At 55.1% G+C, this 23386-nt stretch carries 21 protein-coding genes and 2 pseudogenes; 2 read left to right on the forward strand and 21 right to left on the reverse strand.

Annotated features, from left to right (window positions below):
* Window positions 1–66: 66 nt before the first annotated feature.
* From cpoB to sdhC, 19 genes and pseudogenes are all read right to left on the reverse strand, one after another.
* Entirely contained in the window at window positions 67–855 is a 789-nt protein-coding gene (cpoB, locus tag ABOC21_RS17150; protein ID WP_426815413.1) for a cell division protein CpoB, read from the reverse strand.
* A 9-nt stretch (window positions 856–864) separates the two neighbouring features.
* Window positions 865–1389, reverse strand: a complete 525-nt coding sequence (gene pal, locus ABOC21_RS17155; RefSeq protein ID WP_004859700.1) for a peptidoglycan-associated lipoprotein Pal — start codon at window positions 1387–1389, stop codon at window positions 865–867.
* A 34-nt stretch (window positions 1390–1423) separates the two neighbouring features.
* On the reverse strand, window positions 1424–2716 hold the full coding sequence (gene tolB / locus ABOC21_RS17160) for a Tol-Pal system beta propeller repeat protein TolB (protein WP_426815520.1): 1293 nt from the start codon (window positions 2714–2716) through the stop codon (window positions 1424–1426).
* 130 nt (window positions 2717–2846) lie between these two features.
* A pseudogene (tolA, locus tag ABOC21_RS17165) lies at window positions 2847–4215 on the reverse strand (cell envelope integrity protein TolA).
* Between the two features lie 102 nt (window positions 4216–4317).
* A complete protein-coding gene (gene tolR / locus ABOC21_RS17170) occupies window positions 4318–4746 on the reverse strand; it encodes a colicin uptake protein TolR (RefSeq protein WP_426815414.1) in 429 nt (142 codons plus the stop codon).
* A 3-nt stretch (window positions 4747–4749) separates the two neighbouring features.
* On the reverse strand, window positions 4750–5442 hold the full coding sequence (tolQ, locus tag ABOC21_RS17175) for a Tol-Pal system protein TolQ (protein WP_426815415.1): 693 nt from the start codon (window positions 5440–5442) through the stop codon (window positions 4750–4752).
* On the reverse strand, window positions 5439–5843 hold the full coding sequence (ybgC, locus tag ABOC21_RS17180) for a tol-pal system-associated acyl-CoA thioesterase (protein ID WP_426815416.1): 405 nt from the start codon (window positions 5841–5843) through the stop codon (window positions 5439–5441). Before ybgC ends, tolQ begins: the two co-directional genes overlap by 4 nt.
* 285 nt (window positions 5844–6128) lie before the next feature.
* Window positions 6129–6413 carry a cyd operon protein YbgE gene (ybgE, locus tag ABOC21_RS17185; protein ID WP_095095170.1) on the reverse strand — a complete coding sequence of 95 codons (285 nt, stop codon included), beginning with the start codon at window positions 6411–6413 and terminating at the stop codon, window positions 6129–6131.
* Between the two features lie 130 nt (window positions 6414–6543).
* Window positions 6544–6657 carry a cytochrome bd-I oxidase subunit CydX gene (gene cydX, locus ABOC21_RS17190; RefSeq protein WP_004100325.1) on the reverse strand — a complete coding sequence of 38 codons (114 nt, stop codon included), beginning with the start codon at window positions 6655–6657 and terminating at the stop codon, window positions 6544–6546.
* 15 nt (window positions 6658–6672) lie between these two features.
* On the reverse strand, window positions 6673–7812 hold the full coding sequence (gene cydB / locus ABOC21_RS17195; RefSeq protein ID WP_426815417.1) for a cytochrome d ubiquinol oxidase subunit II: 1140 nt from the start codon (window positions 7810–7812) through the stop codon (window positions 6673–6675).
* Between the two features lie 15 nt (window positions 7813–7827).
* Complete coding sequence (gene cydA, locus ABOC21_RS17200; RefSeq protein WP_426815521.1) at window positions 7828–9396, reverse strand: cytochrome ubiquinol oxidase subunit I; 1569 nt, start codon at window positions 9394–9396, stop codon at window positions 7828–7830.
* Between the two features lie 1283 nt (window positions 9397–10679).
* Window positions 10680–11549, reverse strand: coding sequence for a succinate--CoA ligase subunit alpha (gene sucD / locus ABOC21_RS17205; protein ID WP_426815418.1), 870 nt, complete (start codon window positions 11547–11549; stop codon window positions 10680–10682).
* A complete protein-coding gene (sucC, locus tag ABOC21_RS17210; protein WP_426815419.1) occupies window positions 11549–12715 on the reverse strand; it encodes an ADP-forming succinate--CoA ligase subunit beta in 1167 nt (388 codons plus the stop codon). The genes sucD and sucC overlap by 1 nt, the downstream gene beginning before the upstream one ends.
* Before the next feature lie 121 nt (window positions 12716–12836).
* Window positions 12837–14057, reverse strand: coding sequence for a 2-oxoglutarate dehydrogenase complex dihydrolipoyllysine-residue succinyltransferase (gene odhB / locus ABOC21_RS17215; RefSeq protein WP_426815420.1), 1221 nt, complete (start codon window positions 14055–14057; stop codon window positions 12837–12839).
* A 14-nt stretch (window positions 14058–14071) separates the two neighbouring features.
* Window positions 14072–16879, reverse strand: coding sequence for a 2-oxoglutarate dehydrogenase E1 component (sucA, locus tag ABOC21_RS17220; RefSeq protein WP_426815421.1), 2808 nt, complete (start codon window positions 16877–16879; stop codon window positions 14072–14074).
* A gap of 507 nt (window positions 16880–17386) precedes the next feature.
* Window positions 17387–18103, reverse strand: coding sequence for a succinate dehydrogenase iron-sulfur subunit SdhB (gene sdhB / locus ABOC21_RS17225; RefSeq protein ID WP_426815422.1), 717 nt, complete (start codon window positions 18101–18103; stop codon window positions 17387–17389).
* A 15-nt stretch (window positions 18104–18118) separates the two neighbouring features.
* Window positions 18119–19885, reverse strand: coding sequence for a succinate dehydrogenase flavoprotein subunit (gene sdhA, locus ABOC21_RS17230; protein WP_426815423.1), 1767 nt, complete (start codon window positions 19883–19885; stop codon window positions 18119–18121).
* Window positions 19885–20232, reverse strand: coding sequence for a succinate dehydrogenase membrane anchor subunit (sdhD, locus tag ABOC21_RS17235; RefSeq protein WP_041144632.1), 348 nt, complete (start codon window positions 20230–20232; stop codon window positions 19885–19887). Before sdhD ends, sdhA begins: the two co-directional genes overlap by 1 nt.
* Entirely contained in the window at window positions 20226–20630 is a 405-nt protein-coding gene (gene sdhC / locus ABOC21_RS17240; RefSeq protein WP_426815424.1) for a succinate dehydrogenase cytochrome b556 subunit, read from the reverse strand. Before sdhC ends, sdhD begins: the two co-directional genes overlap by 7 nt.
* A 324-nt stretch (window positions 20631–20954) precedes the next feature.
* Between sdhC and ABOC21_RS17245 the strand changes: the two genes are divergently transcribed.
* Window positions 20955–21086 carry a hypothetical protein gene (locus tag ABOC21_RS17245; protein ID WP_421672170.1) on the forward strand — a complete coding sequence of 44 codons (132 nt, stop codon included), beginning with the start codon at window positions 20955–20957 and terminating at the stop codon, window positions 21084–21086.
* A 179-nt stretch (window positions 21087–21265) separates the two neighbouring features.
* Window positions 21266–22549 (forward strand): citrate synthase, encoded by a 1284-nt coding sequence (gltA, locus tag ABOC21_RS17250; RefSeq protein ID WP_426815425.1) that lies wholly within the window; start codon window positions 21266–21268, stop codon window positions 22547–22549.
* 68 nt (window positions 22550–22617) lie between these two features.
* Here the strand turns inward: gltA and ABOC21_RS17255 are convergent, their stop codons facing one another.
* Both ABOC21_RS17255 and ABOC21_RS17260 read right to left on the reverse strand, forming a co-directional pair.
* Complete coding sequence (locus ABOC21_RS17255) at window positions 22618–22917, reverse strand: hypothetical protein (protein WP_426815426.1); 300 nt, start codon at window positions 22915–22917, stop codon at window positions 22618–22620.
* Window positions 22918–22975: 58 nt separating this feature from the next.
* A pseudogene (locus tag ABOC21_RS17260) lies at window positions 22976–23377 on the reverse strand (DNA-formamidopyrimidine glycosylase family protein); the annotation flags it as partial.
* Window positions 23378–23386 lie beyond the last annotated feature (9 nt).

Below are 23386 nucleotides of genomic sequence, written 5' to 3' on the forward strand. Positions count from 1 at the left end.
AACATCTGACTGCTTAGGATTCACGCGACAAGACCAGAAATACTGCAATTTCTGGTCATGGCATAATCATCCGAGCGCGTTAAGACGTTTCTGAGCCTGTTTTGCGCCATCGGTACCAGGAAATTTACCGACCACCTGCTGGTAAACAGCCTTCGCTTTTGCGGTATCACCTTTGTCCTGCATGATCACGCCGACTTTAAACATCGCATCCGGCGCTTTTGGGGATTTAGGGTAATTCTTCACCACCGACGCGAAATAGTAGGCCGCATCGTCCTTTTTCCCCTTGTTGTAATTCAACTGACCGAGCCAGTAGTTGGCGTTCGGTTGATAGGTTGAATCCGGGTACTTTTTAACGAAATTCTGAAACGCAGCCATCGCATCATCCTGGCGGGACGAGTCCTTCACCAGCGCAATAGCGGCGTTGTAATCGGTATTTGCGTCACCGGTCAGCGCCGGAACGCCGGAGTTCGCCGCGGGTGCCGCCGGAGCGCCCTGCGCGTCGCCAGCCGACGCTGTCGGCGCCTGCGCATCCGTCGTCGCTCCACCGCTGCTCATACCGTTAATTTGCAGCAGGATCTGTTTCTGGCGCTCAACAACCTGATTAAGCTGATACTGACTTTCCTGAATCTGACCGCGCAGGGAGTCAATATCGTTCTGGTTATCGGAGAACTGTTGCTGAAGCTGGGTTAAAAGCTGACTGTGAGCGTTAGAAATACGCTCAAGTTGGGTGACGCGGTCTTCGACCGAGCCTGAGCCGACACTACTGATTGGCGCCTGAGCAAAAGCGGCCCAAGGGGCCGCTATGCCAACCAGTAACGACAGACTCAACAGATGATGTCTGAAGTTACTGCTCATGCAATTCTCTTAGTAAACCAGTACGGCGCGACGGTTTTTAGCGTAAGCCGCTTCGTCGTGGCCCAGTACTGCAGGTTTTTCTTTACCGTAAGAAACGATGGAGATCTGGTCAGCAGAAACACCTTTGCCCTGCAGATACATCTTCACGGCGTTAGCACGACGTTCGCCCAGAGCGATGTTGTATTCCGGAGTACCGCGCTCATCCGCGTGACCTTCAACGGTCACTTTGTAGGACGGGTTGCTACGCAGGAAGTTAGCGTGCGCATCCAGCATTGCAGCGAAGTCAGAACGGATATCGTACTTGTCGAGATCGAAGTAAACGATGTTGTTCTGCTGCAGCTGCTGCATCTGCAGACGAGCCTGCTCTTCAGAAGACATGTTGCCGCCGTTAGCGTTAGCATCCATACCAGTGCCGGCACCCAGCATGCCTTCACCGCTCTGGTCGTTGCTGGCGTTCTTGTTGGAAGAACACGCCGCGATTGCCATAACCGGCAGAGCGATCATCAGCCCTTTCAGCACTTTGTTCAGTTGCATTTCTTTGATTCCTTTAATAATCAATTATTTATTATCACAGATACGGAGACCAGGCAGGGGATTTTACCTGTCCATCAGTCGCCGGAAGACGCGCTTTGAAACGCCCATCTGTAGAAACCAGATTCAGCACGGATCCCATCCCCTGAGAAGAGCTGTAGATAACCATAGTGCCGTTAGGTGCCAGACTTGGCGTTTCATCCAGGAACGTTGACGACAGAACCTGTACGCCACCCGCTACCAGATCTTGTTTGGCAATGTGCTGCTGGCCGCTGGCCGAGCTTACCATCACCATAAATTTGCCGTCGGCGCTCACGTCAACATCCTGGTTCTGCGAACCTTCCCAGGAAATACGCTGCGGAGTACCGCCGTTAATGCCAACTTTATAAATCTGCGGACGACCGGCCTGGTCGGAAGTAAAGGCCAGGCTCTGGCTGTCCGGGAACCAGCTTGGTTCGGTGTTGTTGCTGCGGCCGTTGGTCACCTGACGCATCTGACCCGATCCCAGATCCATCACGTACAGCTGCAGGCTACCGGTTTTCGACAGCGCGAAGGCCAGCTTGCTGCCGTCCGGCGAGAATGCCGGCGCGCCGTTATGCTGCGGGAACGAGGCAATCTGACGCACCGCGCCGTTAGCCAGGGTCTGCACCACCAGCGCAGAGCGGCCGCTCTCGAAGGTCACGTACGCCAGCTTAGAGCCGTCCGGAGACCAGGCCGGAGACATCAGCGGCTGCGGCGAACGGTGGACAACAAACTGGTTGTAGCCATCGTAGTCGGATACGCGCAGCTCATACGGGAACTGGCCGCCGTTGGTCTGCACAACGTAAGCGATGCGGGTACGGAACGCGCCCTTAATTGAGGTCAGCTTCTCAAATACCGCGTCGCTGGCGGTGTGGCCCGCATAGCGCAGGTACTGTTTAGTCACCTTATAAGAGTTTTGTGCCAGAATCGTACCCGGCGCACCGCCGGTGTCGACCAGCTGGTAGGCAACGTTGTAAGAACCGTCCGGGTTTGGCGTAACCTGGCCGACGACCACGGCATCAATGCCCAGCGCGGACCATGCGGCAGGCTGAACCTCCTGCGCGCTTCCCGGCTGCTGAGGCAGGCGCGAGCGATCCAGCGGGTTGAATTTACCGCTGTTGCGCAGGTCAGCCGCCACTACGCCACCAATATCTTCAGGTGCAGCACCCGGCCCGGCCCACTGGAACGGTACCACGCCGATCGGGCGCGCCGAGTCCACCCCTTGGGTGATCTCGATACGTACTTCTGCGTGCAGCACAGCCGCCCACAGCATTAAAAAACCAAATGCTACTCGTAATGCCTGCTTCATCATATCTCCCTTATCCGGGCGGAAAGCCCACGATAATTTAGCAGAATGTTAACAAACTCAAATACACAAAACTACCAAAACCCGGCGTCAACCCTGGATTGTGTTCCCCCCGCTCGCGTGGGGAAATACATCACTGTGGTTTGAAGTCCAGTGGTGCATTTTTGAACGTCTCGTACACAGCCTGAGAAGGCGGTTTAGGGAACTTGCTCATCCGGCTGGTTGCCGCCAGCATCTGCTGACAGAAAGCAGGATCGCCTCCCTCAGACTTCACGTTCAATAACGTCCCGTCCTGAGCTATGTTCACGCGTAACGTACATGTTTTACCTTTGTACGTGTCCCAGTCATAAAGATGCCCTTTAATCGCCGCCTGAACCTGCGAAATATAACTGGCAATTTCAGCCTGAGACGCGCCCCCCTGCCCCGGTTTACTTCCTTTAGCAGGAGATGAGCCTCCATTGCTACCGCTGGTGCTACCTTTCGGCGCATTCTTACCTGAACTCAGGTCGCCGAGCAGATCGTCAACGCCGCTCGCTTCTTTCGCCGCTGCGGCTTTTTTCGCTGCGGCAGCTTTCGCCGCTGCGGCTTTTTTCGCTGCGGCAGCTTTCGCCGCGGCGGCCTTAGCAGCCTTATCCGCGGCCGCTTTTTCCGCTGCTGCTGCTTTGGCTGCGGCGGCTTTCTCCGCTTTTTCAGCCGCGGCTTTTTCTGCCGCTGCTGCCTTATCGGCCGCGGCCTTTTCAGCGGCGGCTTTAGCTGCAGCCGCTTTGTCTGCCGCAGCCTTCTCGGCGGCGGCCTGCTTAGCCGCGTCCTGCTGAGCTTTCTTCTCAGCCTGCTGCTGCGCTTTTTTGGCCGCTTCGGCTTCAGCTTTTTTCTGCGCGTCTGCCGCAGCCTTCGCCTCGGCCTTCTTCTGCGCGTCCGCTGCGGCTTTCGCCGCCTCAGCTTCCGCCTGCTTTTTCGCATCGGCGGCGGCCTTGGCCGCGGCAGCTTCCGCGGCTTTAGCCTGGGCATCCGCCTTCGCTTTTGCATCAGCAGCGGCTTTAGCCGCCGCTTCCTGCGCATCTTTAGCCTGAGCGTCAGCTTTCGCTTTCGCCGCTGCAGCCGCTTTCTCTGCGGCCTCTTCGGCCTGCTTTTGCTGCTCTTTCGCTTCTTTAGCCGCTTCCTGAGCCTGCAGGCGATCCTGCTCCAGCTGCTTCAGACGCTCCTGCTCTGCGGCCTGTTTTTCACGCAGACTCTTCGGCCTGCTGCTGAGCCTGCTTTTCGCGTTGCTCCGCGGCGCGGCGCGAGCTGGCCTGCTGCTGCTGCTGGCGGTTGTAGTTGTTAACGACCGCCCCAGGATCGACCATCACCGCATCAATGGAAGAACCTCCTCCTCCACCGGATGAGGTATCCAGATGCTCATCGAACGAACTCCAGATCAGCAGCGCGATCAGAATGATGTGCAGCACGACTGAAACTATGATGGCTCGTTTAAGCTTGTCGTTTTGTTCGGTTGCCTTTGACACTATCGGTTCCCAAAAACTGTTCGCCTGTTCCCGCTTTTCTCGCAGGCGACGAGCCTGTTTCTCTCGTCGCCTGCATCCGGCGGGCGCACATATCTGAAGCGATTAAATAGGCTTGGTCATTAAGCCAACCGATTTAACCCCTGCGCTATGCAACAGGTTAAGCGCTTTAATAATTTCATCGTAAGGTACGTCCTTCGCGCCGCCGATCAGGAACACCGTTTTCTCATTGGCCTCAAGTCGGCGCTTCGCTTCGGCAATAACCTGCTCCGGCGGCAGCTGCGACAGCGTTTCCTGGCCAACTTTCACGCTGTACTGCCCGACGCCGGAAACCTCAACGATAACTGGCGGTTCGTCGTCGCTTTTAACCGCCTGCGATTCGGTCGCATCCGGCAGGTCGACCTCTACGCTCTGCGTAATGATCGGCGCTGTTGCCATAAAGATCAGCAGCAGCACCAACAAGACATCCAGCAGCGGAACGATGTTGATCTCGGACTTCAGTTCGCGACGTCCGCGTCCACGTGCTCTGGCCATGGCTTACCCCTTATTGCTTTCGCTGCTGGTAAAAGCCTGACGGTGCAGAATCGCGGTGAACTCTTCCATAAAGTTGTCGTAGTTCAGTTCAAGTTTGTTCACCCGCTGGTTCAAACGGTTATAGGCCATTACCGCCGGGATTGCCGCAAACAGACCGATTGCCGTGGCGATAAGCGCCTCGGCGATACCCGGCGCAACCATCTGCAGAGTCGCCTGTTTCACCGCCCCGAGGGCGATAAAGGCATGCATGATCCCCCAAACGGTACCAAACAGGCCGATATACGGGCTAATGGAGCCGACGGTTCCGAGGAACGGGATATGCGTTTCCAGGGTTTCCAGCTCACGGTTCATGGAGATGCGCATGGCGCGCGATGCCCCTTCAACCACCGCCTCAGGCGCATGGCTGTTGGCGCGATGCAGGCGGGCAAATTCTTTGAAACCACTGTAAAAAATCTGTTCCGAACCGGCCAGATTATCGCGGCGCCCCTGGCTTTCCTGATACAGGCGAGACAACTCAATACCCGACCAGAACTTATCTTCAAAGGCCTCAGCCTCGCGGGTTGCGCTATTGAGGATACGCGTTCTCTGAATAATGATAGCCCAGGAAGCGATAGAAAAACCAATCAAAATCAACATGATAAGTTTAACCAGAAGGCTGGCCTTCAGGAACAAATCAAGGATATTCATGTCAGTCACTGCTTAAACTCCGCGACAATAGACTTGGGAAGCGCACGAGGCTTCATTAAGAGTGGATCAACGCACACAATGAGAACCTCAGCTTCATTTAACACTGTATTCTCGGCGTTGACGATTCGCTGCGTGAAGACCAAAGCGGTGCCTCGCATCGAAGATATTTCCGTCTGGATTTCGAGCATGTCGTCGAGTCTGGCGGGCGCAAAATATTCAAGCGTCATTTTGCGAACCACGAAGGCAACTCGCTCAGCCAACAAAACCTGCTGACTGAAGTGATGGTGGCGCAGCATCTCCGTACGCGCTCTTTCATAAAAAGCAACGTAGCTGGCGTGGTAAACCACACCACCGGCATCGGTATCTTCGTAGTAGACCCGAACCGGCCATCGAAACATATACTTATTCATTCCTGCTGCCTCTTTGTTGGCTTCGTCCGCTCACGCCAGTCACTTACTCTTGTAAGCTCCCGGTGAGTTGCGTACCTGCCGCCGCGATGCATTGAGAATGCCGTTGTATATCGCGTTGTGTTCACTTTACATCCCGGTAATGCAAAAAAAGATTAGTGCTTTCAAACTTCGCTACTATACGCGCGGGAATCGTGGTTTGGAATGGGAGAAAGTAAACGGCGAGTAAATTTTTATGGGCTTATGCAAGCCCATGAGGTTACCAGACTTCTCTTATACTTTTATCGTTCAAAAGAAGAAAAAGAAAAGCCCTGTAATGAGGACAATATCGGCGATGAGTGGACAGAAAATCCCCTGCCAGAAGACGGCGCGCGGACGAAAGCCCACGCCGTGGATAACGCCGGCGCAAACGGCCCACATCAGCAGGAAACCATGCCAGATTTCCAGCTCGCTGGTTTTCGCCGCAAAGCGCGACGGATCCCAGAAAATGCAGCCTGCCAGCAGCAGCGCCATCAGCAGAGAAAGCGCCCTCAGCGGGCGCTTATCCATTATCGCATAGATATATTTTATCATTCGTGTTGCCTCCTTGTTGGCTACACCCGCTCACCCCAGTCGCTTACCACCGTAAGCTCCCGGGGATTCCCTGGCTTGCCGCCTCGATGCAACCCGACTGATTTCGTATATCGCGTTGCGATAACTATCATCAGTGTTCTTCTTTACCTGCTTTGGTGGCTTCCACGTGCTCAAGCGCCAGCGCGGTGATAACCCCAAAAGCACAGGCAAGAAGCGTTCCCAAAATCCATGCGAAATACCACATATATAGCTCCTTACCTTAGTACAGCGAGTGGGTGTTCTTTTCGATGTCTTCTCTGGTGATGCGGCCAAACATTTTCCAGTAACACCAGCTGGTGTAGCCCAGAATAATCGGCACAAAGACAATCGCCACATAGGTCATCAGATTCAGCGTCATCTGGCTGGAGGTCGCATCCCACATGGTCAGGCTAACGTTCATCATCGTGCTCGACGGCATGATGAACGGGAACATAGCGATACCCGCGGTCAGGATGATACACGCCAGGGTGATGGAGGAAGAGACAAACGCCAGAGCGCCCTTCTCCATACGTGAGGTCAGAATAGTCAACAGCGGCAGCACGACGCCCAGCGCAGGGATCGCCCACAGCGACGGTATGTTATTGAAGTTGACCATCCACGCGCCGGCCTGACGCGCCACTTCTTTCGTCAGCGGGTTAGACGGCGCTGCGCGATCGATAACCGAGGTCACGACGTAACCATCGATACCGTAGACCACCCAAACGCCTGCCAGCAGGAAGCAGACCAGCGTCACCAGCGCCGCAACCTGAGAGGTTGCGCGAGCGCGCAGGTGCAGTTCACCGACGGTACGCATCTGCAGGTAGGTCGCGCCCTGGGTCAGGATCATCGCCACGCTAACAATACCGGCCAGCAGACCAAACGGGTTCAGCAGCTGGAAGAAGTTACCCGTGTAGTACAGACGCATATATTCATCCATGTGGAACGGCACGCCCTGCAGCAGGTTGCCGAACGCCACGCCGATGACCAGCGGCGGCACGAAGCTACCGATGAAAATGCCCCAGTCCCACATGTTACGCCAGCGTGTGTCCTCAATCTTCGAGCGGTAGTCGAAACCCACCGGACGGAAGAACAGAGACGCCAGCACCAGAATCATTGCCATATAGAAACCGGAAAACGCCGCGGCATAGACCGTCGGCCAGGCGGCAAACAGCGCGCCGCCCGCGGTAATCAGCCATACCTGGTTTCCGTCCCAATGCGGGGCAATGGAGTTGATCATGATTCGACGCTCGGTGTCGTTACGACCGAGGAAGCGGGTGAGCATCCCCACCCCCATGTCGAAGCCATCGGTGACGGCAAAACCAATCAGCAGAATGCCGATCAGCAGCCACCAGATTAAACGCAATACTTCATAATCGATCATTTGACGACTCCTGTCTTAGCGTGCCGGCTGAGTAGTCGCGGAAGACTGCTCATAGTGGTAGCGACCGGTTTTCAGGCTGCTTGGGCCACGGCGTGCGAATTTGAACATCAGGTACAGCTCCGCCACCAGGAACAGGGTGTACAGACCGCAAATCAGCAACATCGAGAAGAGCAGGTCAGCGGCGGTCAGCGAGGAGTTCGCCACCGCAGTCGGCAAGACCTCACCTATTGCCCACGGCTGACGGCCATATTCCGCAACGAACCAGCCGGATTCGATGGCGATCCACGGCAGCGGAATCGCGTACAGCGCGATGCGCAGCAGCCATTTTTTCTCGCCGATCTGGTTGCGGATAACCGTCCAGAAGGAGGCGGCAATGATACCCAGCATCAGGATGCCGCAGGCAACCATGATACGGAAAGCAAAGTACAGCGGAGCAACGCGAGGGATGGAGTCCTTCGTTGCCAGCGCAATCTGCGCTTCCGTAGCGTCGGAGACGTTCGGCGTATAGCGTTTCAACAGCAGACCGTAGCCGAGATCTTTTTTGACGCTATTGAATTCATCACGCACGGCCTGATCTTTCGAACCGGCCCGCAGCTCTTCCAGCAGGGCGTAGGCTTTCATGCCGTTGCGGATACGCGCTTCGTGCTGAACTAACAGCTCTTTCAGGCCGGTAACCTGCTTATCCACGGAACGGGTGGCAATGATCCCCAGCGCATACGGGATTTGAATCGCAAAGCGGTTTTTCTGCGCATCCTGATCGGGAATACCAAACAGGGTGAAGGCGGCCGGCGCCGGCTGCGTTTCCCATTCGGCCTCGATAGCCGCGAGTTTAGTCTTCTGCACGTCGCCAATTTCGTAACCGGACTCATCGCCGAGCACGATAACCGAGAGAATAGCGGCCATACCGAAGCTTGCCGCGATGGCAAAGGAGCGTTTAGCGAAGGCGAAGTCGCGACCGCGCAGCATATAGTAGGAGCTGATGCCCAGCACGAACATCGCGCCGCAGACGTAACCGGAGGCGACGGTGTGGACAAACTTGACCTGAGCAACAGGGTTCAACACCAGCTCGGAGAAGCTGACCATCTCCATACGCATGGTTTCGAAGTTGAAGTCCGAGGCGATCGGGTTTTGCATCCAGCCGTTAGCTACAAGGATCCACAATGCGGAGAGGTTGGACCCCAGGGCCACCAGCCAGGTCACCGCCATGTGCTGAACTTTACCCAGACGATCCCAGCCGAAGAAGAACAGACCGACAAAGGTAGATTCGAGGAAGAAGGCCATCAGCCCTTCAATGGCCAGCGGCGCACCGAAGATATCGCCCACGTAGTGCGAGTAATAAGACCAGTTTGTCCCGAACTGGAACTCCATGGTCAAACCGGTTGCGACACCCAGCGCAAAGTTGATACCGAACAACTTGCCCCAGAATTTGGTCATATCTTTATAAATCTGTTTGCCGGAAAGGACGTAAACCGTCTCCATAATGGCCAGCAGGAACGCCATACCGAGCGTCAGCGGCACAAAAAGGAAGTGGTACATCGCGGTCAAGGCAAACTGTAAGCGCGACAGTTCGACTATATCTAACATCATGACTCCTTGCTCATCGCATGAAGACTCCGAGAGTGAACCCCGTTAGAAAGGGTCACACACATGCCCCAATACAAATTTATTTGCGACCTTTCTCCGAACCCTTTCTTCCTGAGAGGAAACGGTAGTGGGGAAAAGTTACAAACATGTTAAAAAAACACCCAAATTGATCCCGTGGTTATATTACGCTGCAAATCCCTTACAATAAATAGGTTTTTATTGAGATAAATTTGCACTTTTCGACGGCGATCAATTTATAGCGAAAATACCGGTTTTCGGCCAATTTGATCGGCAACAATTTAACTCCATTTCTCATTTTTTACCAATAGTTAAACATTGATTTAAATCAATTTTCATTGTGAATGTTAATTATGTTTACTATGTACAACGCTAGTAAACAATAGGTTAAGGATATGTTTTGCGAAGGTATCATCAGTTACCAAAAATGATAGTCGATTTATTTAAAGCCGTATTACCTTTTAAGCGGAAGAAGTGATGTCAGGACCAGATACTATCGGCAAATAATGTCGCGTAGCTCACGGATTTTTTTTATCAAGTTATTACCCGATTAATTTCCACTTATTTTATTTATCATTGTTTTTACTTACAATTAACACCAAGGGGAAACTATCTCCGCATCGACGAAACCGGCCCTCCGCCCATCGTCGTCCCTGCGCTCCAGAAATGCATAGCGTCCCGCCGCCGCTGGCGCAAAAAAATAATGACGCGCGCGATCCCCCTAGCCCCTTCAGGGCCCGGCTAATAAAAATGAATATATAACAAACGCTTCCGCTGTTATTGCCTGCATCTAAAAATGCATCGACAGAGAATTACCGGCAAGTATGGCAATTTTGTCAGGCCGTTAGCGATATAAGTGAAAAACGGATGAGCGCTGCTATTAAATAGCTATTCGCATCAGCGGGATAATAAAAAACGCGTAAAATAGAGAGCCACGCTTATTTAAGACGTTATTATCGACCGCTATCCCGCAAACAAAATTAGAGTAACCCATTGATTACCATTGACTTAATAGGGCTATTGCAAGTTAAAGCCATCTTGTCTGCGATCGTCGGCGCTTTCGCGGGAAGAACGTAAAAAAACCAACCCGAGCTAGTGACATTATTGTCGCGGATCGCCATAGCCGGCGTAATTGAAAAAGATTGGGAATATCGGAGGGAGCGGCATAAAAAAGGCCACCGCAAGGTGGCCAACCATGTCGAAACTGGACCGGCCCCGCGCTATTTCATCTCAACGATTAAATAGCGGGAGCCGTTTTATTACATTTACTTAATAATAGATTTCAGCGCTTCGCCGATGTCTGCCAGGCTACGGACGGTTTTCACGCCGGCCGCTTCCAGGGCCGCGAACTTCTCGTCGGCCGTACCTTTACCGCCGGCGATGATGGCGCCAGCGTGGCCCATACGCTTACCTTTCGGCGCGGTCACACCGGCGATGTAACCGACCACCGGCTTGGTCACGTGCTCTTTGATGTAGGCTGCCGCTTCTTCTTCAGCGCTGCCGCCGATCTCGCCGATCATCACGATCGCTTCGGTCTGCGGGTCTTCCTGGAACAGCTTCAGGATATCGATGAAGTTAGAGCCCGGGATCGGGTCACCGCCGATACCGACGCAGGTAGACTGGCCGAAGCCGTAGTCAGTGGTCTGCTTAACCGCTTCATAGGTCAGCGTACCGGAACGGGAGACGATCCCCACTTTACCCGGCTGATGAATGTGCCCCGGCATGATGCCGATTTTGCAAGCGCCTGGGGTGATAACGCCCGGGCAGTTAGGGCCGATCATGCGTACGCCAGCTTCATCAAGCTTCACTTTCACGGTCAACATATCCAGCGTCGGGATACCTTCGGTGATGGTGATGATCAGTTTAATGCCCGCATCGATAGCTTCCAGGATGGAGTCTTTGCAGAACGGCGCCGGAACGTAGATAACGGTCGCGGTTGCGCCGGTTGCTTCTACGGCTTCGCGCACGGTGTTGAACACCGGCAGGCCCAGATGCGTGGTGCCGCCTTTGCCCGGCGTCACGCCGCCGACCATTTGCGTACCGTAAGCGATCGCCTGTTCAGAGTGGAAGGTCCCCTGGCTACCGGTGAAGCCCTGGCAGATAACCTTGGTGTTTTTATCAATTAAAATGGACATTATTTCCCCTCCACTGCAGCAACAACCTGCTGCGCTGCGTCCGTCAGACTTTTCGCTGCAATAATATTCAGGCCGCTGTCAGCCAATCTTTTCGCGCCGAGTTCGGCGTTGTTACCTTCCAGACGTACGACCACCGGCACGTTGACGCCGACTTCTTCTACTGCACCGATGATGCCATCTGCAATCAGGTCACAACGTACGATGCCGCCGAAGATATTCACCAGCACAGCTTTCACGTTGTCATCAGAGAGGATAATTTTGAACGCTTCGGTGACGCGCTCTTTGGTTGCGCCGCCGCCCACGTCGAGGAAGTTAGCCGGTTCGCCGCCGTGCAGCTTAACGATGTCCATGGTGCCCATCGCCAGGCCTGCGCCGTTAACCATACAGCCAATGTTGCCGTCCAGCGCAACGTAGTTCAGCTCCCACTGCGCCGCCTGCGCTTCACGCGGGTCTTCCTGAGACTGATCGCGCATTTCACGCAGATCCGGCTGACGGAACAGGGCATTGCCATCGGCGCCCAGCTTGCCGTCGAGGCAGATCAGGTCGCCCTGCTTAGTGATTACCAGCGGGTTGATTTCGATCAGCGCCAGGTCGCGCTCCAGGAAAATGGTCGCCAGACCCATGAAGATTTTGGTGAACTGCTGAACCTGTTTACCTTCCAGACCCAGTTTGAACGCCAGCTCACGCCCCTGGTAAGGCATCGGGCCCGCCAGCGGATCGATAGCAATTTTGTGGATCAGGTGCGGGGTTTCTTCCGCCACTTTTTCGATTTCCACGCCGCCTTCGGTGGAAGCCATGAACACTACGCGACGGGAGCTACGGTCAACCACCGCGCCAAGATAGAGCTCTTTGGCGATATCGGTCGCTGCTTCAACCAGGATCTGGTTAACCGGCTGGCCGTGCGCATCCGTTTGGTAGGTCACCAGGCGTTTGCCCAGCCAATGTTCAGCAAATGCGCGAATGTCTTCTTTGCTGTTAACTACTTTCACACCGCCCGCTTTACCGCGGCCACCAGCGTGAACCTGACATTTCACTACCCACGGACCCGCACCGATTTTTGAAGCGGCTTCTTCTGCTTCGCGCGGAGTAGTACAGGCATAACCCACCGGTGCCGGTAAGCCATAGCGGGCAAACAGTTGTTTTGCCTGATATTCATGTAAGTTCATGTGTTCAGTCCATCCTTCAGGTAATCGTTATCACTTAGTCTGTAAGACGATAAATCGTCGTTTTACAGCGCTGATGATGTTTTATTGGCCCGGTGAGCGAAACGCCGCCGGGCCATTATCACTACACGTCCAGCAGCAGACGAGTCGGGTCTTCCAGCAGCTCTTTAATCGCGACCAGGAAGCCTACCGATTCACGTCCATCGATCAGACGGTGGTCGTAGGAGAGCGCGAGGTACATCATCGGCAGAATTTCTACCTTGCCATTGACCGCCATCGGACGATCTTTAATGGCGTGCATACCCAGGATTGCGCTCTGCGGTGGGTTGATGATTGGCGTAGACATCAGAGAACCGAACACGCCGCCGTTGGTAATGGTGAAGTTACCGCCGGTCAGGTCATCTACGGTCAGCTTGCCGTCGCGGCCTTTCACTGCCAGCTCTTTAATATTCTTTTCAATATCCGCCATGCCCAGCAGATCGACATCACGCAGAACCGGCGTTACCAGGCCACGCGGAGTCGATACGGCCATGCTGACGTCGAAGTAGTTGTGATACACCACGTCGTCGCCATCAATGGAGGCGTTCACTTCCGGATAGCGCTTCAGCGCTTCAACCACGGCTTTCACGTAGAAGGACATAAAGCCCAGGCGAATGCCGTGACGTTTTTCGAACGCGTCGCCGTACTGCTTACGCAGATCCATAATCGGCTTCATGTTGACTTCGTTGAAGGTCGTCAGCATGGCGGTAGAGTTTTTCGCTTCCAGCAGACGTTCGGCCACGCGTTTGCGCAGACGGGTCATCGGAACGCGTTTTTCCGAACGATTGCCCAGCTGAGCAACCGGAGCAGCGGCCGCGGCCGGCGCTTTGGTTTCCGCTTTCGCCGGCGCTGCCGCCAGATGTTTCTCAACATCTTCACGGGTCAGACGGCCGCCAACGCCGGAGCCTTTAATCGCGCTCGCATCAAGATTGTGTTCAGCCAGCAGGCGACGGATCGCCGGGCTGAGCGCATCGTTGCTCTGCTCTTCCAGAGAAGCCTGCTGGCGCTGAGCCGGGGTGGACTCTTTCGCATCGGCTTTCGCGTCGGACTCTTTGCCGGCGCTGTTGCCTTCGCGCAGGCGCCCCAGAATTTGACGAGAAAGCACGGTTGCGCCTTCATCTTCCAGCACTGCTTCCAGAATGCCGTCCGCTGATGCCGGTACTTCCAGTACCACTTTGTCAGTTTCGATTTCCACCAGCACTTCATCACGCTGGACGCTATCGCCCGGTTTTTTATGCCAGGTCGCAACGGTCGCGTCAGCTACGGACTCAGGCAGATCGGGAACCAGAATATCTACGCTACTCATTATGTATCCTTTAATTAATCGACGTTCAGCGCGTCATTGACCAGATCTTGTTGCTGTTTCTGGTGAACGGACATATATCCTACCGCCGGAGAGGCGGAGGCCGGGCGGCCTGCATAACGCAGAGAGGCCCCAAACGGAATCACTTCGCGGAAGTGATGCTGGCTGCAGTACCACGCGCCCTGGTTGAGCGGTTCTTCCTGACACCAGACAAAATCATGCACCTGCGCATAAGGCTTCAGCGCTTCCTGTACCGCCTGATGCGGGAACGGATAGAGCTGCTCTACGCGCACGATAGCAACATCTTTTTGGTCGTTCTTACGACGCTGCTCCAGCAGGTCGTAATAAACTTTACCAGAGCACAGCACCACGCGCTTGACGGCTTTCGGGTCGAGATCGTCGATTTCACCGATGGCCGGCAGGAAGGTGCCGTTAGCCAGTTCGTCAAGGCTGGAGACCGCCAGCGGGTGACGCAGCAGCGATTTCGGCGACATCACCACCAGCGGACGGCGCATCCCGCGCAGCGCCTGACGACGCAGCATGTGATAAACCTGAGCCGGGGTCGACGGTACGCAAACCTGCATATTCTGCTCGGCGCAGAGCTGCAGATAGCGCTCCAGGCGCGCGGAGGAGTGCTCCGGACCCTGGCCTTCATAGCCATGCGGCAGCAGCATCACCAGGCCACACATCCGGCCCCATTTCTGCTCGCCGGAGCTGATGAACTGGTCAATAACCACCTGAGCGCCGTTGGCGAAGTCGCCGAACTGGGCTTCCCAGATGGTCAGGGTGCGCGGTTCCGCGGTGGCATAGCCATATTCAAACGCCAGCACCGCTTCTTCAGAGAGCACGGAGTCCCAGACTTTGAAATGCTCCTGGCCGTTGTGCACGTGCTGCAGCGGAATATAGGTTGAGCCGTTCACCTGGTTATGAATAACCGAGTGACGGTGGAAGAAGGTGCCGCGACCGGAGTCTTCGCCGGACAGGCGAATCGGGATCCCTTCATCGACCAGCGTCGCGTAGGCGAGGTTCTCCGCCGCCCCCCAGTCAAACAGCTTCTCGCCGGCGGCCATCGCCTGACGATCGCCGTAGATTTTGGCGACGCGGGACTGCATTTCAATGCTTTCTGGCACGGTGCTGATGCGCTTAGCCAGCTCCTGCAGGCGCTTCATCTCGACCTTGCTCGGGTAGCTCTCATCCCACTCGTGGTTGAGGTACGGCGACCAGGTAAAGGAGTGCAGGTTCATCGGACGCCACTCTTCTACCACGCATTCGCCGGCATCCAGCGCGTCGCGGTAGAGGTTAACCTGCTCGGTGGCGTCTTCCAGCGTCGCCACTTTGTCCTGCTCGAGTTTGTCGGCGTAGATTTTGCGCGGAGTCGGATGCTTTTTGATTTTCTGATACATCAGCGGCTGAGTTGCGCTCGGCTCGTCGGCTTCGTTATGGCCGTGACGGCGGTAGCACACCAGGTCGATCAGAACATCGCGCTTGAAGGTATTGCGGAAATCCAGCGCCAGGCGGGTAACGAAAGCCACGGCTTCCGGGTCATCCGCGTTAACGTGGAAGATCGGCGCCTGAACCATTTTACCGATATCGGTGCAGTACGGCGTAGAGCGCGCGTCCAGCGGGTTCGAGGTGGTGAAGCCGACCTGGTTGTTGATAACAATACGTACGGTACCGCCCACTTCGTAACCGCGGGCTTTCGACATGTTCAGGGTTTCCTGAACCACGCCCTGACCGGTGATGGCGGCGTCGCCGTGAATGGTAATCGGCAGCACTTTATTGCTGCTCGGCTCGTCGAGACGATCCAGACGGGCGCGCACGGAACCGATAACCACCGGGCTGACGATTTCGAGGTGCGACGGGTTAAACGCCAGCGCCAGGTGCACCAGACCGCCTTCGGTTTCCATATCGGAAGAGAAGCCCATGTGGTACTTCACGTCGCCGGTGCCGAGGTGTTCTTTATGCTTGCCGGCGAACTCGTCAAACAGATCCTGCGGCTTTTTACCGAGGACGTTGACCAGCACGTTCAGACGGCCGCGGTGCGCCATGCCCAGCACCACTTCGCGGGTGCCGCTTTTGCCAGCGTGGCGGATAATCTCTTTCAGCATCGGGATCAGCGCATCGCCGCCTTCCAGCGAGAAGCGTTTCGCGCCCGGGAATTTCGCGCCAAGGTAGCGTTCCAGACCTTCAGCGGCGGTCAGTTCGCTTAAGAAGCGTTTTTTCTCATCAGCGGTAAAGCTGGCTTTTCCTGCCACCGATTCAATACGCTGCTGGATCCAGCGCTTCTCTTCGGTAGAGGTGATATGCATGTATTCCGCGCCGATCGCGCCGCAGTAGGTCTGTTTGAGCGCTGACAGCAGCTCGCCCAGCTTCATCGTATCTTTACCGATGGCAAAGGAACCTACGTTATAACTTTCCTGGAAATCGGCCTCGGTCAAATCGTGGTATGCCGGGTCTAAATCCGCCACTCGATCCTGTTTCCACAGTCCCAGCGGATCGAGATTCGCGTGCTGGTGACCGCGGAAGCGGTAGGCGTTGATGAGCTGCAGGACTTTAACCTGCTTCACATTGGTGTCAGGGTCGGAAATCGAAGAAGTGTAACGTGAGGCATCCTTCGCCAATCGACGGAAATAATCACGCGTTTTGGAATGAAATTGATCCGGTTTGACTCCGGTGCCAGGTAACTGCTGGAACATAGAACGCCAGTTGGCGTCAACAGAGTCAGGATCGGTTAAGAAGTCTTCATAGAGTTGTTCTATCCAGCTCTGGTTCGAACCAGAGAGGTAAGAAGAGTCCAGCCAGGCTTTCATTGCGCCGTTCTGCATCGTGATCCCTTAAGCATTTATATGCTTATTTCGCCGTAGAAACTACCACGCACATGGATTGTACGTGCCGGGGTTCACTTGTTGCGGACGAGTTGTGGCTTCTGCATCCGCGAAGGAACCTTTAAAAACTGCCATTAATCTTCGGCGTTCAGGCTGCGGTTGCGTTAGCTGCCTTCACTTACCCCGGTCACATAGTTCACTATGCTCCCGGGGATGCGTTCAGTTGCCGCCTTACCTCGCTCTGAACGCCTTGATTACTGGTACATATTTGGCGGTTTTTAAAGATTTCCTGCCATCCCCTTCATACTTCAAGTTACATGTGCGTTGGCTTTCCTCACTCACCCCAGTCACTTACTTGAGTAAGCTCCTGGGGATTCGCGGCGTCGCCGCCTTCCTGTAACTCGAATTATTTAGGGTATTCATTTCCCGGCGGCACAAACGCTGCCGGGGCTACTGCTTCGGGTAGCCCGGATAAGCGATAGCGCCATCCGGGACAGACCGGGTTACTTACGCACTGCGCTGCAGCAGCATCGACTTGATATGGCCGATGGCGCGCGTCGGGTTCAGCCCCTTAGGACAGACACTGACGCAGTTCATAATGCTATGACAGCGGAATACGCTGAAAGCATCGCTTAACCCTTCCAGACGACTGGCGGTTTCGGTATCGCGGCTGTCGATCAGGAAGCGATACGCCGCCAGTAAGCCTGCCGGGCCGACGAATTTGTCCGGGTTCCACCAGAACGACGGACAGGACGTTGAACAGCATGCGCACAGGATACACTCGTACAGCCCATCGAGTTTCTCACGCTGCGCCGGCGTCTGCAGATGCTCACGAGCCGGAGGATTTTGCCCATTATTCAATAAGTAAGGCTTAATCTTCTCATATTGTGCATAGAATTGCCCCATGTCTACAACCAAATCGCGGATAACCGGCAAACCTGGCAGCGGACGGATAACAATTTTCTTACCCGGCTGACTTAGCGCGGAGATCGGCGTGATGCACGCCAGACCGTTTTTACCATTCATGTTCAGGCCGTCGGAGCCACAGACCCCTTCACGGCAGGAGCGACGAAATGAGAGCGACGGGTCTTTTTCCTTCAGCTGCATCAGCGCGTCCAGCAGCATCATGTCGCGACCCTCTTCCGCTTCCAGGCTGTAATCCTGCATACGCGGAGCATCGTCAACGTCCGGGTTATAACGATAAATTGAAAACTCGAGTTTCATTTTCCTGTCTCCGCATTAATAAGTACGAATCTTCGGCGGGAATGCCGGGCGCAGCTTCGGTTCCATGTTGACGCTACGACGCGTCATGGCTTCCGACTCTGGCAGATACAGGGAATGGCACAGCCAGTTTTCATCGTCACGTTCCGGGAAGTCGAAGCGGCTATGCGCGCCACGGCTTTCGGTACGGAAGTTTGCCGACACCGCGGTGGCGTAAGCAGTTTCCATCAGGTTATCCAGCTCCAGGCACTCGACGCGCTGGGTGTTGAATTCGCTGGAGGTATCGTCCAGACGCGCGTTTTTCAGACGCTCGCGGATCGCCTTCAGCTGCTCAAGCCCTTTCGCCATCGCATCGCCTTCACGGAACACCGAGAAGTTGTGCTGCATGCACTCCTGCAGCGCTTTACGGATTTCGGACGGGTCTTCACCATCACGGTTGCCGTTCCAGCGGTTGAGACGCGCCAGGGAAGCCTCGATCTCTTCTTCCGTGGCGTCACGAAGTACGCCCTGCTCGGCGATAGATTCCTGCAGATGCACGCCAACCGCGCGGCCGAACACCACCAGGTCAAGCAGCGAGTTGCCGCCCAGACGGTTAGCGCCGTGGACCGATACGCAGGCAATTTCGCCGACGGCGAACAGCCCAGGGATAACGACATCTTCGCCCTGCTCGTTAACGGTCAGCGCCTGACCGCTTACTTTGGTCGGAATACCGCCCATCATGTAGTGGCAGGTTGGGATAACCGGAATCGGCTCTTTAACCGGGTCAACGTGCGCAAAGGTGCGGGACAGTTCAAGGATACCCGGCAGGCGGGATTCGAGAACTTCTTTACCCAGATGGTCAAGCTTCAGCTTGGCGTGCGGGCCCCACGGACCGTCGCAGCCGCGGCCTTCGCGGATTTCAATCATGATGGAACGCGCCACCACGTCACGACCCGCCAGGTCCTTCGCATTCGGGGCATAGCGCTCCATAAAGCGCTCGCCGTGTTTATTCAGCAGATAGCCGCCTTCACCGCGGCAGCCTTCGGTGACCAGCACCCCTGCCCCGGCGATGCCGGTCGGGTGGAACTGCCACATTTCCATATCCTGCACCGGCACGCCGGCGCGGATCGCCATCCCAACGCCGTCACCGGTATTGATGTGGGCGTTGGTGGTTGATTGATAAATACGGCCTGCGCCGCCGGTCGCCAGCACGGTTGCGCGGGCCTTGAAGTAGACCACTTCGCCGGTTTCGATACACAGCGCGGTACAGCCAACGATCGCGCCGTCGGCGTTTTTCACCAGATCCAGCGCGTACCATTCGGAGAAAATGGTCGTGTGGTTTTTCAGGTTTTGCTGATACAGCGTGTGCAGCAGGGCGTGGCCGGTACGGTCAGCTGCCGCCGCGGTACGCGCCGCCTGCTCGCCGCCGAAGTTTTTCGACTGGCCGCCAAACGGACGTTGATAAATGGTGCCATCTTCGAGGCGCGAGAACGGCAGGCCCATATGATCCAGTTCGAGAATCGCTTCCGGACCGGTTTTGCACATATATTCAATGGCATCCTGGTCACCAATGTAGTCCGACCCTTTTACGGTGTCGTACATGTGCCATTCCCAGTTATCTTCATGGGTATTACCGAGCGCAACGGTGATGCCACCCTGCGCGGAAACGGTATGGGAACGAGTAGGGAACACTTTGGAGAGCAGCGCACAGGACTGGCCGCTCTGGGAAATTTGCAGCGCCGCGCGCATACCTGCGCCACCGGCACCAATCACAACAGCATCAAATTCTCTGACAGGCAATTTCATTACACACCCCACACCACAACAAATCCATAAAGAACGTAAGCCACCAGCGCAACAACGATAAGCAGCTGCAGAACCAGGCGCACAGCCAGTGGTTTAACGTAGTCCGTCAATACCTGCCACATACCGATCCAGGCGTGGATCAGAATCGAGACGAGGGCCAACAGAGTGAAGACTTTAGTGAATGCGGAGGAGAAAAAACCCGTCCAGACTTCCCAGGAAATTTCACCGGTGGTGGCAAAAAAGCCGACCATATAGATGATGTAGAGGGTCAGAACGATGGCGGTAGCACGAACCAGAATGAAGTCATGTACGCCGTTGCGTCCCAGTGCTGAGGCGTTGCTTACCATACGAGGACTCCTGCGAGAAGTGAAAGCACGACAGTAATAACAAAAGAAATCTTGGCGGAGCGTATCCCTACTTCGAGGGTTTCTTCCAGGTAGCCAAAGTCCATCATCAGGTGGCGGATACCGACCACGGCGTGATAAGCCAATGCAGTCAGAATGCCCCACATAATGAATTTCACAAAGAAGCTATCCATAATGGATGCCGCGGTGAGGAAACCTTCAGGAGAGGAAAGACTGGTGCCCAGCAGCCAAAGCAGGATCCCGACCGCCACAAAGGTGATCACACCGGATACGCGATGGAGAATGGACGCTATCGCCGTGATTGGGAATCGGATCGTTTGCAGATCCAAATTGACAGGTCTTTGTTTTTTCACATTTCTTACCATGAATAACGCCCACATGCTGTTCTTATTGTTTCCTTCCTCCGGTCTGCTTGCGGGTCAGACAGCGTCCTTTCTATAACCTGTAGTCATGAATAAACCCCTTTCCAGGAGCGAAACCGTGACCAAACAACGCTGGGTGGCTCGGGATTGCAGGGTGTTCCGGAGACCTGGCGGCAGTATAGGCCGTTCACAAAATCATTACAATTAACCTACATATAGTTTGTCGGGTTTTGTCCCGAACAGTGATCGAGGTCACGATAACAACATTATTTTAAAATTTAATCACCTGATTTGACAAATATTAAACATTCTTGTTACAACCATCACCAGATAAATGCAATAATGCTCAAAAGTTATGGGGTCACTCTTTCACCTGAGAATAAGTTATGCAACAGTGTGACGGTATTGACCAACGTAATCAGGACGGTTATTAGTGGTATAACGATTTTCAAATTCGGGCTGCTAAAACGCTGATTTGCTGTTATTTCGTCGTAAACTGAAAACGTTCCATCAAGCGCCTTTGCTCTGTACCCTGCCAATTCCGCTGTCGCAGAGCTGTGTGCAACATAACAAACTGGTAACGTAATCAGGCACGAGCCGAAGGCAAATCCCCCCGGCAGTCTTAAGCAATAAAGGCGCTAAGGAGACCATAAATGTCTGATGCAAAAGCAAAAATCACCCTAGGCGGTGATGCTGCTATCGAACTGGATGTGCTAAAAGGCACGCTCGGCCAGGATGTTATTGATATTCGTAGTCTTGGTTCAAAAGGCGTATTTACCTTTGACCCTGGTTTCACTTCAACCGCATCGTGTGAATCTAAAATCACGTTTATCGACGGTGATGAAGGTATCCTGCTCCACCGTGGTTTCCCGATCGATCAGCTGGCGACCGAGTCCAACTACCTCGAAGTCTGCTACATCCTGCTGAACGGCGAAAAGCCGAATCAGGCCCAGTACGAAGAGTTCAAAACCACCGTTACCCGCCACACCATGATCCATGAGCAGATTACCCGTCTGTTCCATGCGTTTCGTCGCGACTCGCACCCGATGGCGGTAATGTGCGGTATTACTGGCGCGCTGGCGGCGTTTTATCACGACTCCCTGGACGTGAATAATCCGCGCCACCGTGATATCGCTGCGTTCCGTCTGCTGTCCAAAATGCCGACAATGGCAGCAATGTGTTACAAATATTCAATCGGCCAGCCTTTTGTTTATCCGCGCAACGACCTCTCCTACGCGGGTAACTTCCTCAACATGATGTTCTCCACGCCGTGCGAAACCTACGAGGTGAACCCGGTACTGGAACGCGCAATGGACCGTATTCTGATCCTCCACGCCGACCATGAACAGAACGCTTCCACCTCCACCGTACGTACCGCAGGCTCCTCAGGCGCGAATCCGTTCGCCTGTATCGCTGCGGGCATCGCCTCCCTGTGGGGACCGGCGCACGGCGGCGCGAACGAAGCGGCGCTGAAGATGCTGGAAGAGATCAGCTCCGTTGAGCACATTCCGGAATTTGTTCGTCGCGCGAAAGATAAAAATGACTCTTTCCGCCTGATGGGCTTCGGCCACCGCGTGTACAAAAACTACGACCCGCGCGCCACCGTAATGCGTGAAACCTGCCATGAAGTGCTGAAAGAGCTGGGCACCAAAGACGATCTGCTGGAAGTGGCGATGGAGCTTGAGCATATTGCGCTCAACGACCCCTACTTCATCGAGAAGAAACTCTATCCGAACGTCGATTTCTACTCCGGTATCATCCTGAAAGCGATGGGGATTCCGTCCTCCATGTTTACCGTTATCTTCGCGATGGCGCGTACCGTAGGCTGGATTGCCCACTGGAACGAAATGCACAGCGACGGCATGAAAATTGCCCGTCCGCGTCAGCTGTACACCGGCTACGACAAACGCGACTTCAAGTGCGACATCAAGCACTAGGCCGAATAGCGGCAACAAAAAACGCGCCTCAGGGCGCGTTTTTTATGGCTGCGCTATCGGAGCCCCACTCAGGGCAGACGAAACGCCAGCTGAACGTCATTGAGGCTATCGAACACCTGAGATGATTGCTGCTGCAGGCGCGGAAGATCGAGCTGATGCAGCAGTTGGGCAACGGGAGAGGAGGAGCGTACCACCAGCACCGCGCTGGAGATCTCTTTGGCCAGCGCCTGGGCGGAAGGATTATCCAGCGGACAAATGTTCAGCCCAACCTTATCCAGCGGAATCAACGATGCTTGCTGATGCCAGACGCCGGTATCAATTTCGCCGAGAAAAACGGAGCGCGGCAGCAGGGTAAAATCCACCTCCACATACTCATAATCCGCTTCCGGGAACTGGGCTCGCGTCAGCCGCTGATGATCGCTGGAAGGTCATGTCCAGCACGTCGGGGCCGACCCGGAGTAAAAAAGGGTGTACCGCCAGCTGCTCCGGGTTCAATATTTCAATATCCGAAGCGCTATAGAGCAGCACCGCCTTCTCCGCCGTCTGCAGCCTGACGCGCAGGATGCGGTTGGTCGACGGCTGCTCGCCTGCCGCCGCTACGCGCCACACGCCGTACAGCTGATTGTGGCTGTAGAGCGTCAGCCCGCCGGAGAAGTGCGTCAGCAGCGCTTTGCCGCGCGTCTCAATATGCGTCACCCGCTGGCCCACCAGCTCAGACTGCCAGGGCTGCAACTGCGGGAAGGCAAACCACACCTCGGTCAGAGGTTTACCTTTAATCGCCAACTCCAGGCTATCCGCCGCGCGGCGGATTTCCGGACCTTCCGGCATAATATCGTC

The sequence above is a fragment of the Klebsiella sp. WOUb02 genome (assembly GCF_050058015.1).
Taxonomy (GTDB): Bacteria; Pseudomonadota; Gammaproteobacteria; order Enterobacterales; family Enterobacteriaceae; genus Klebsiella.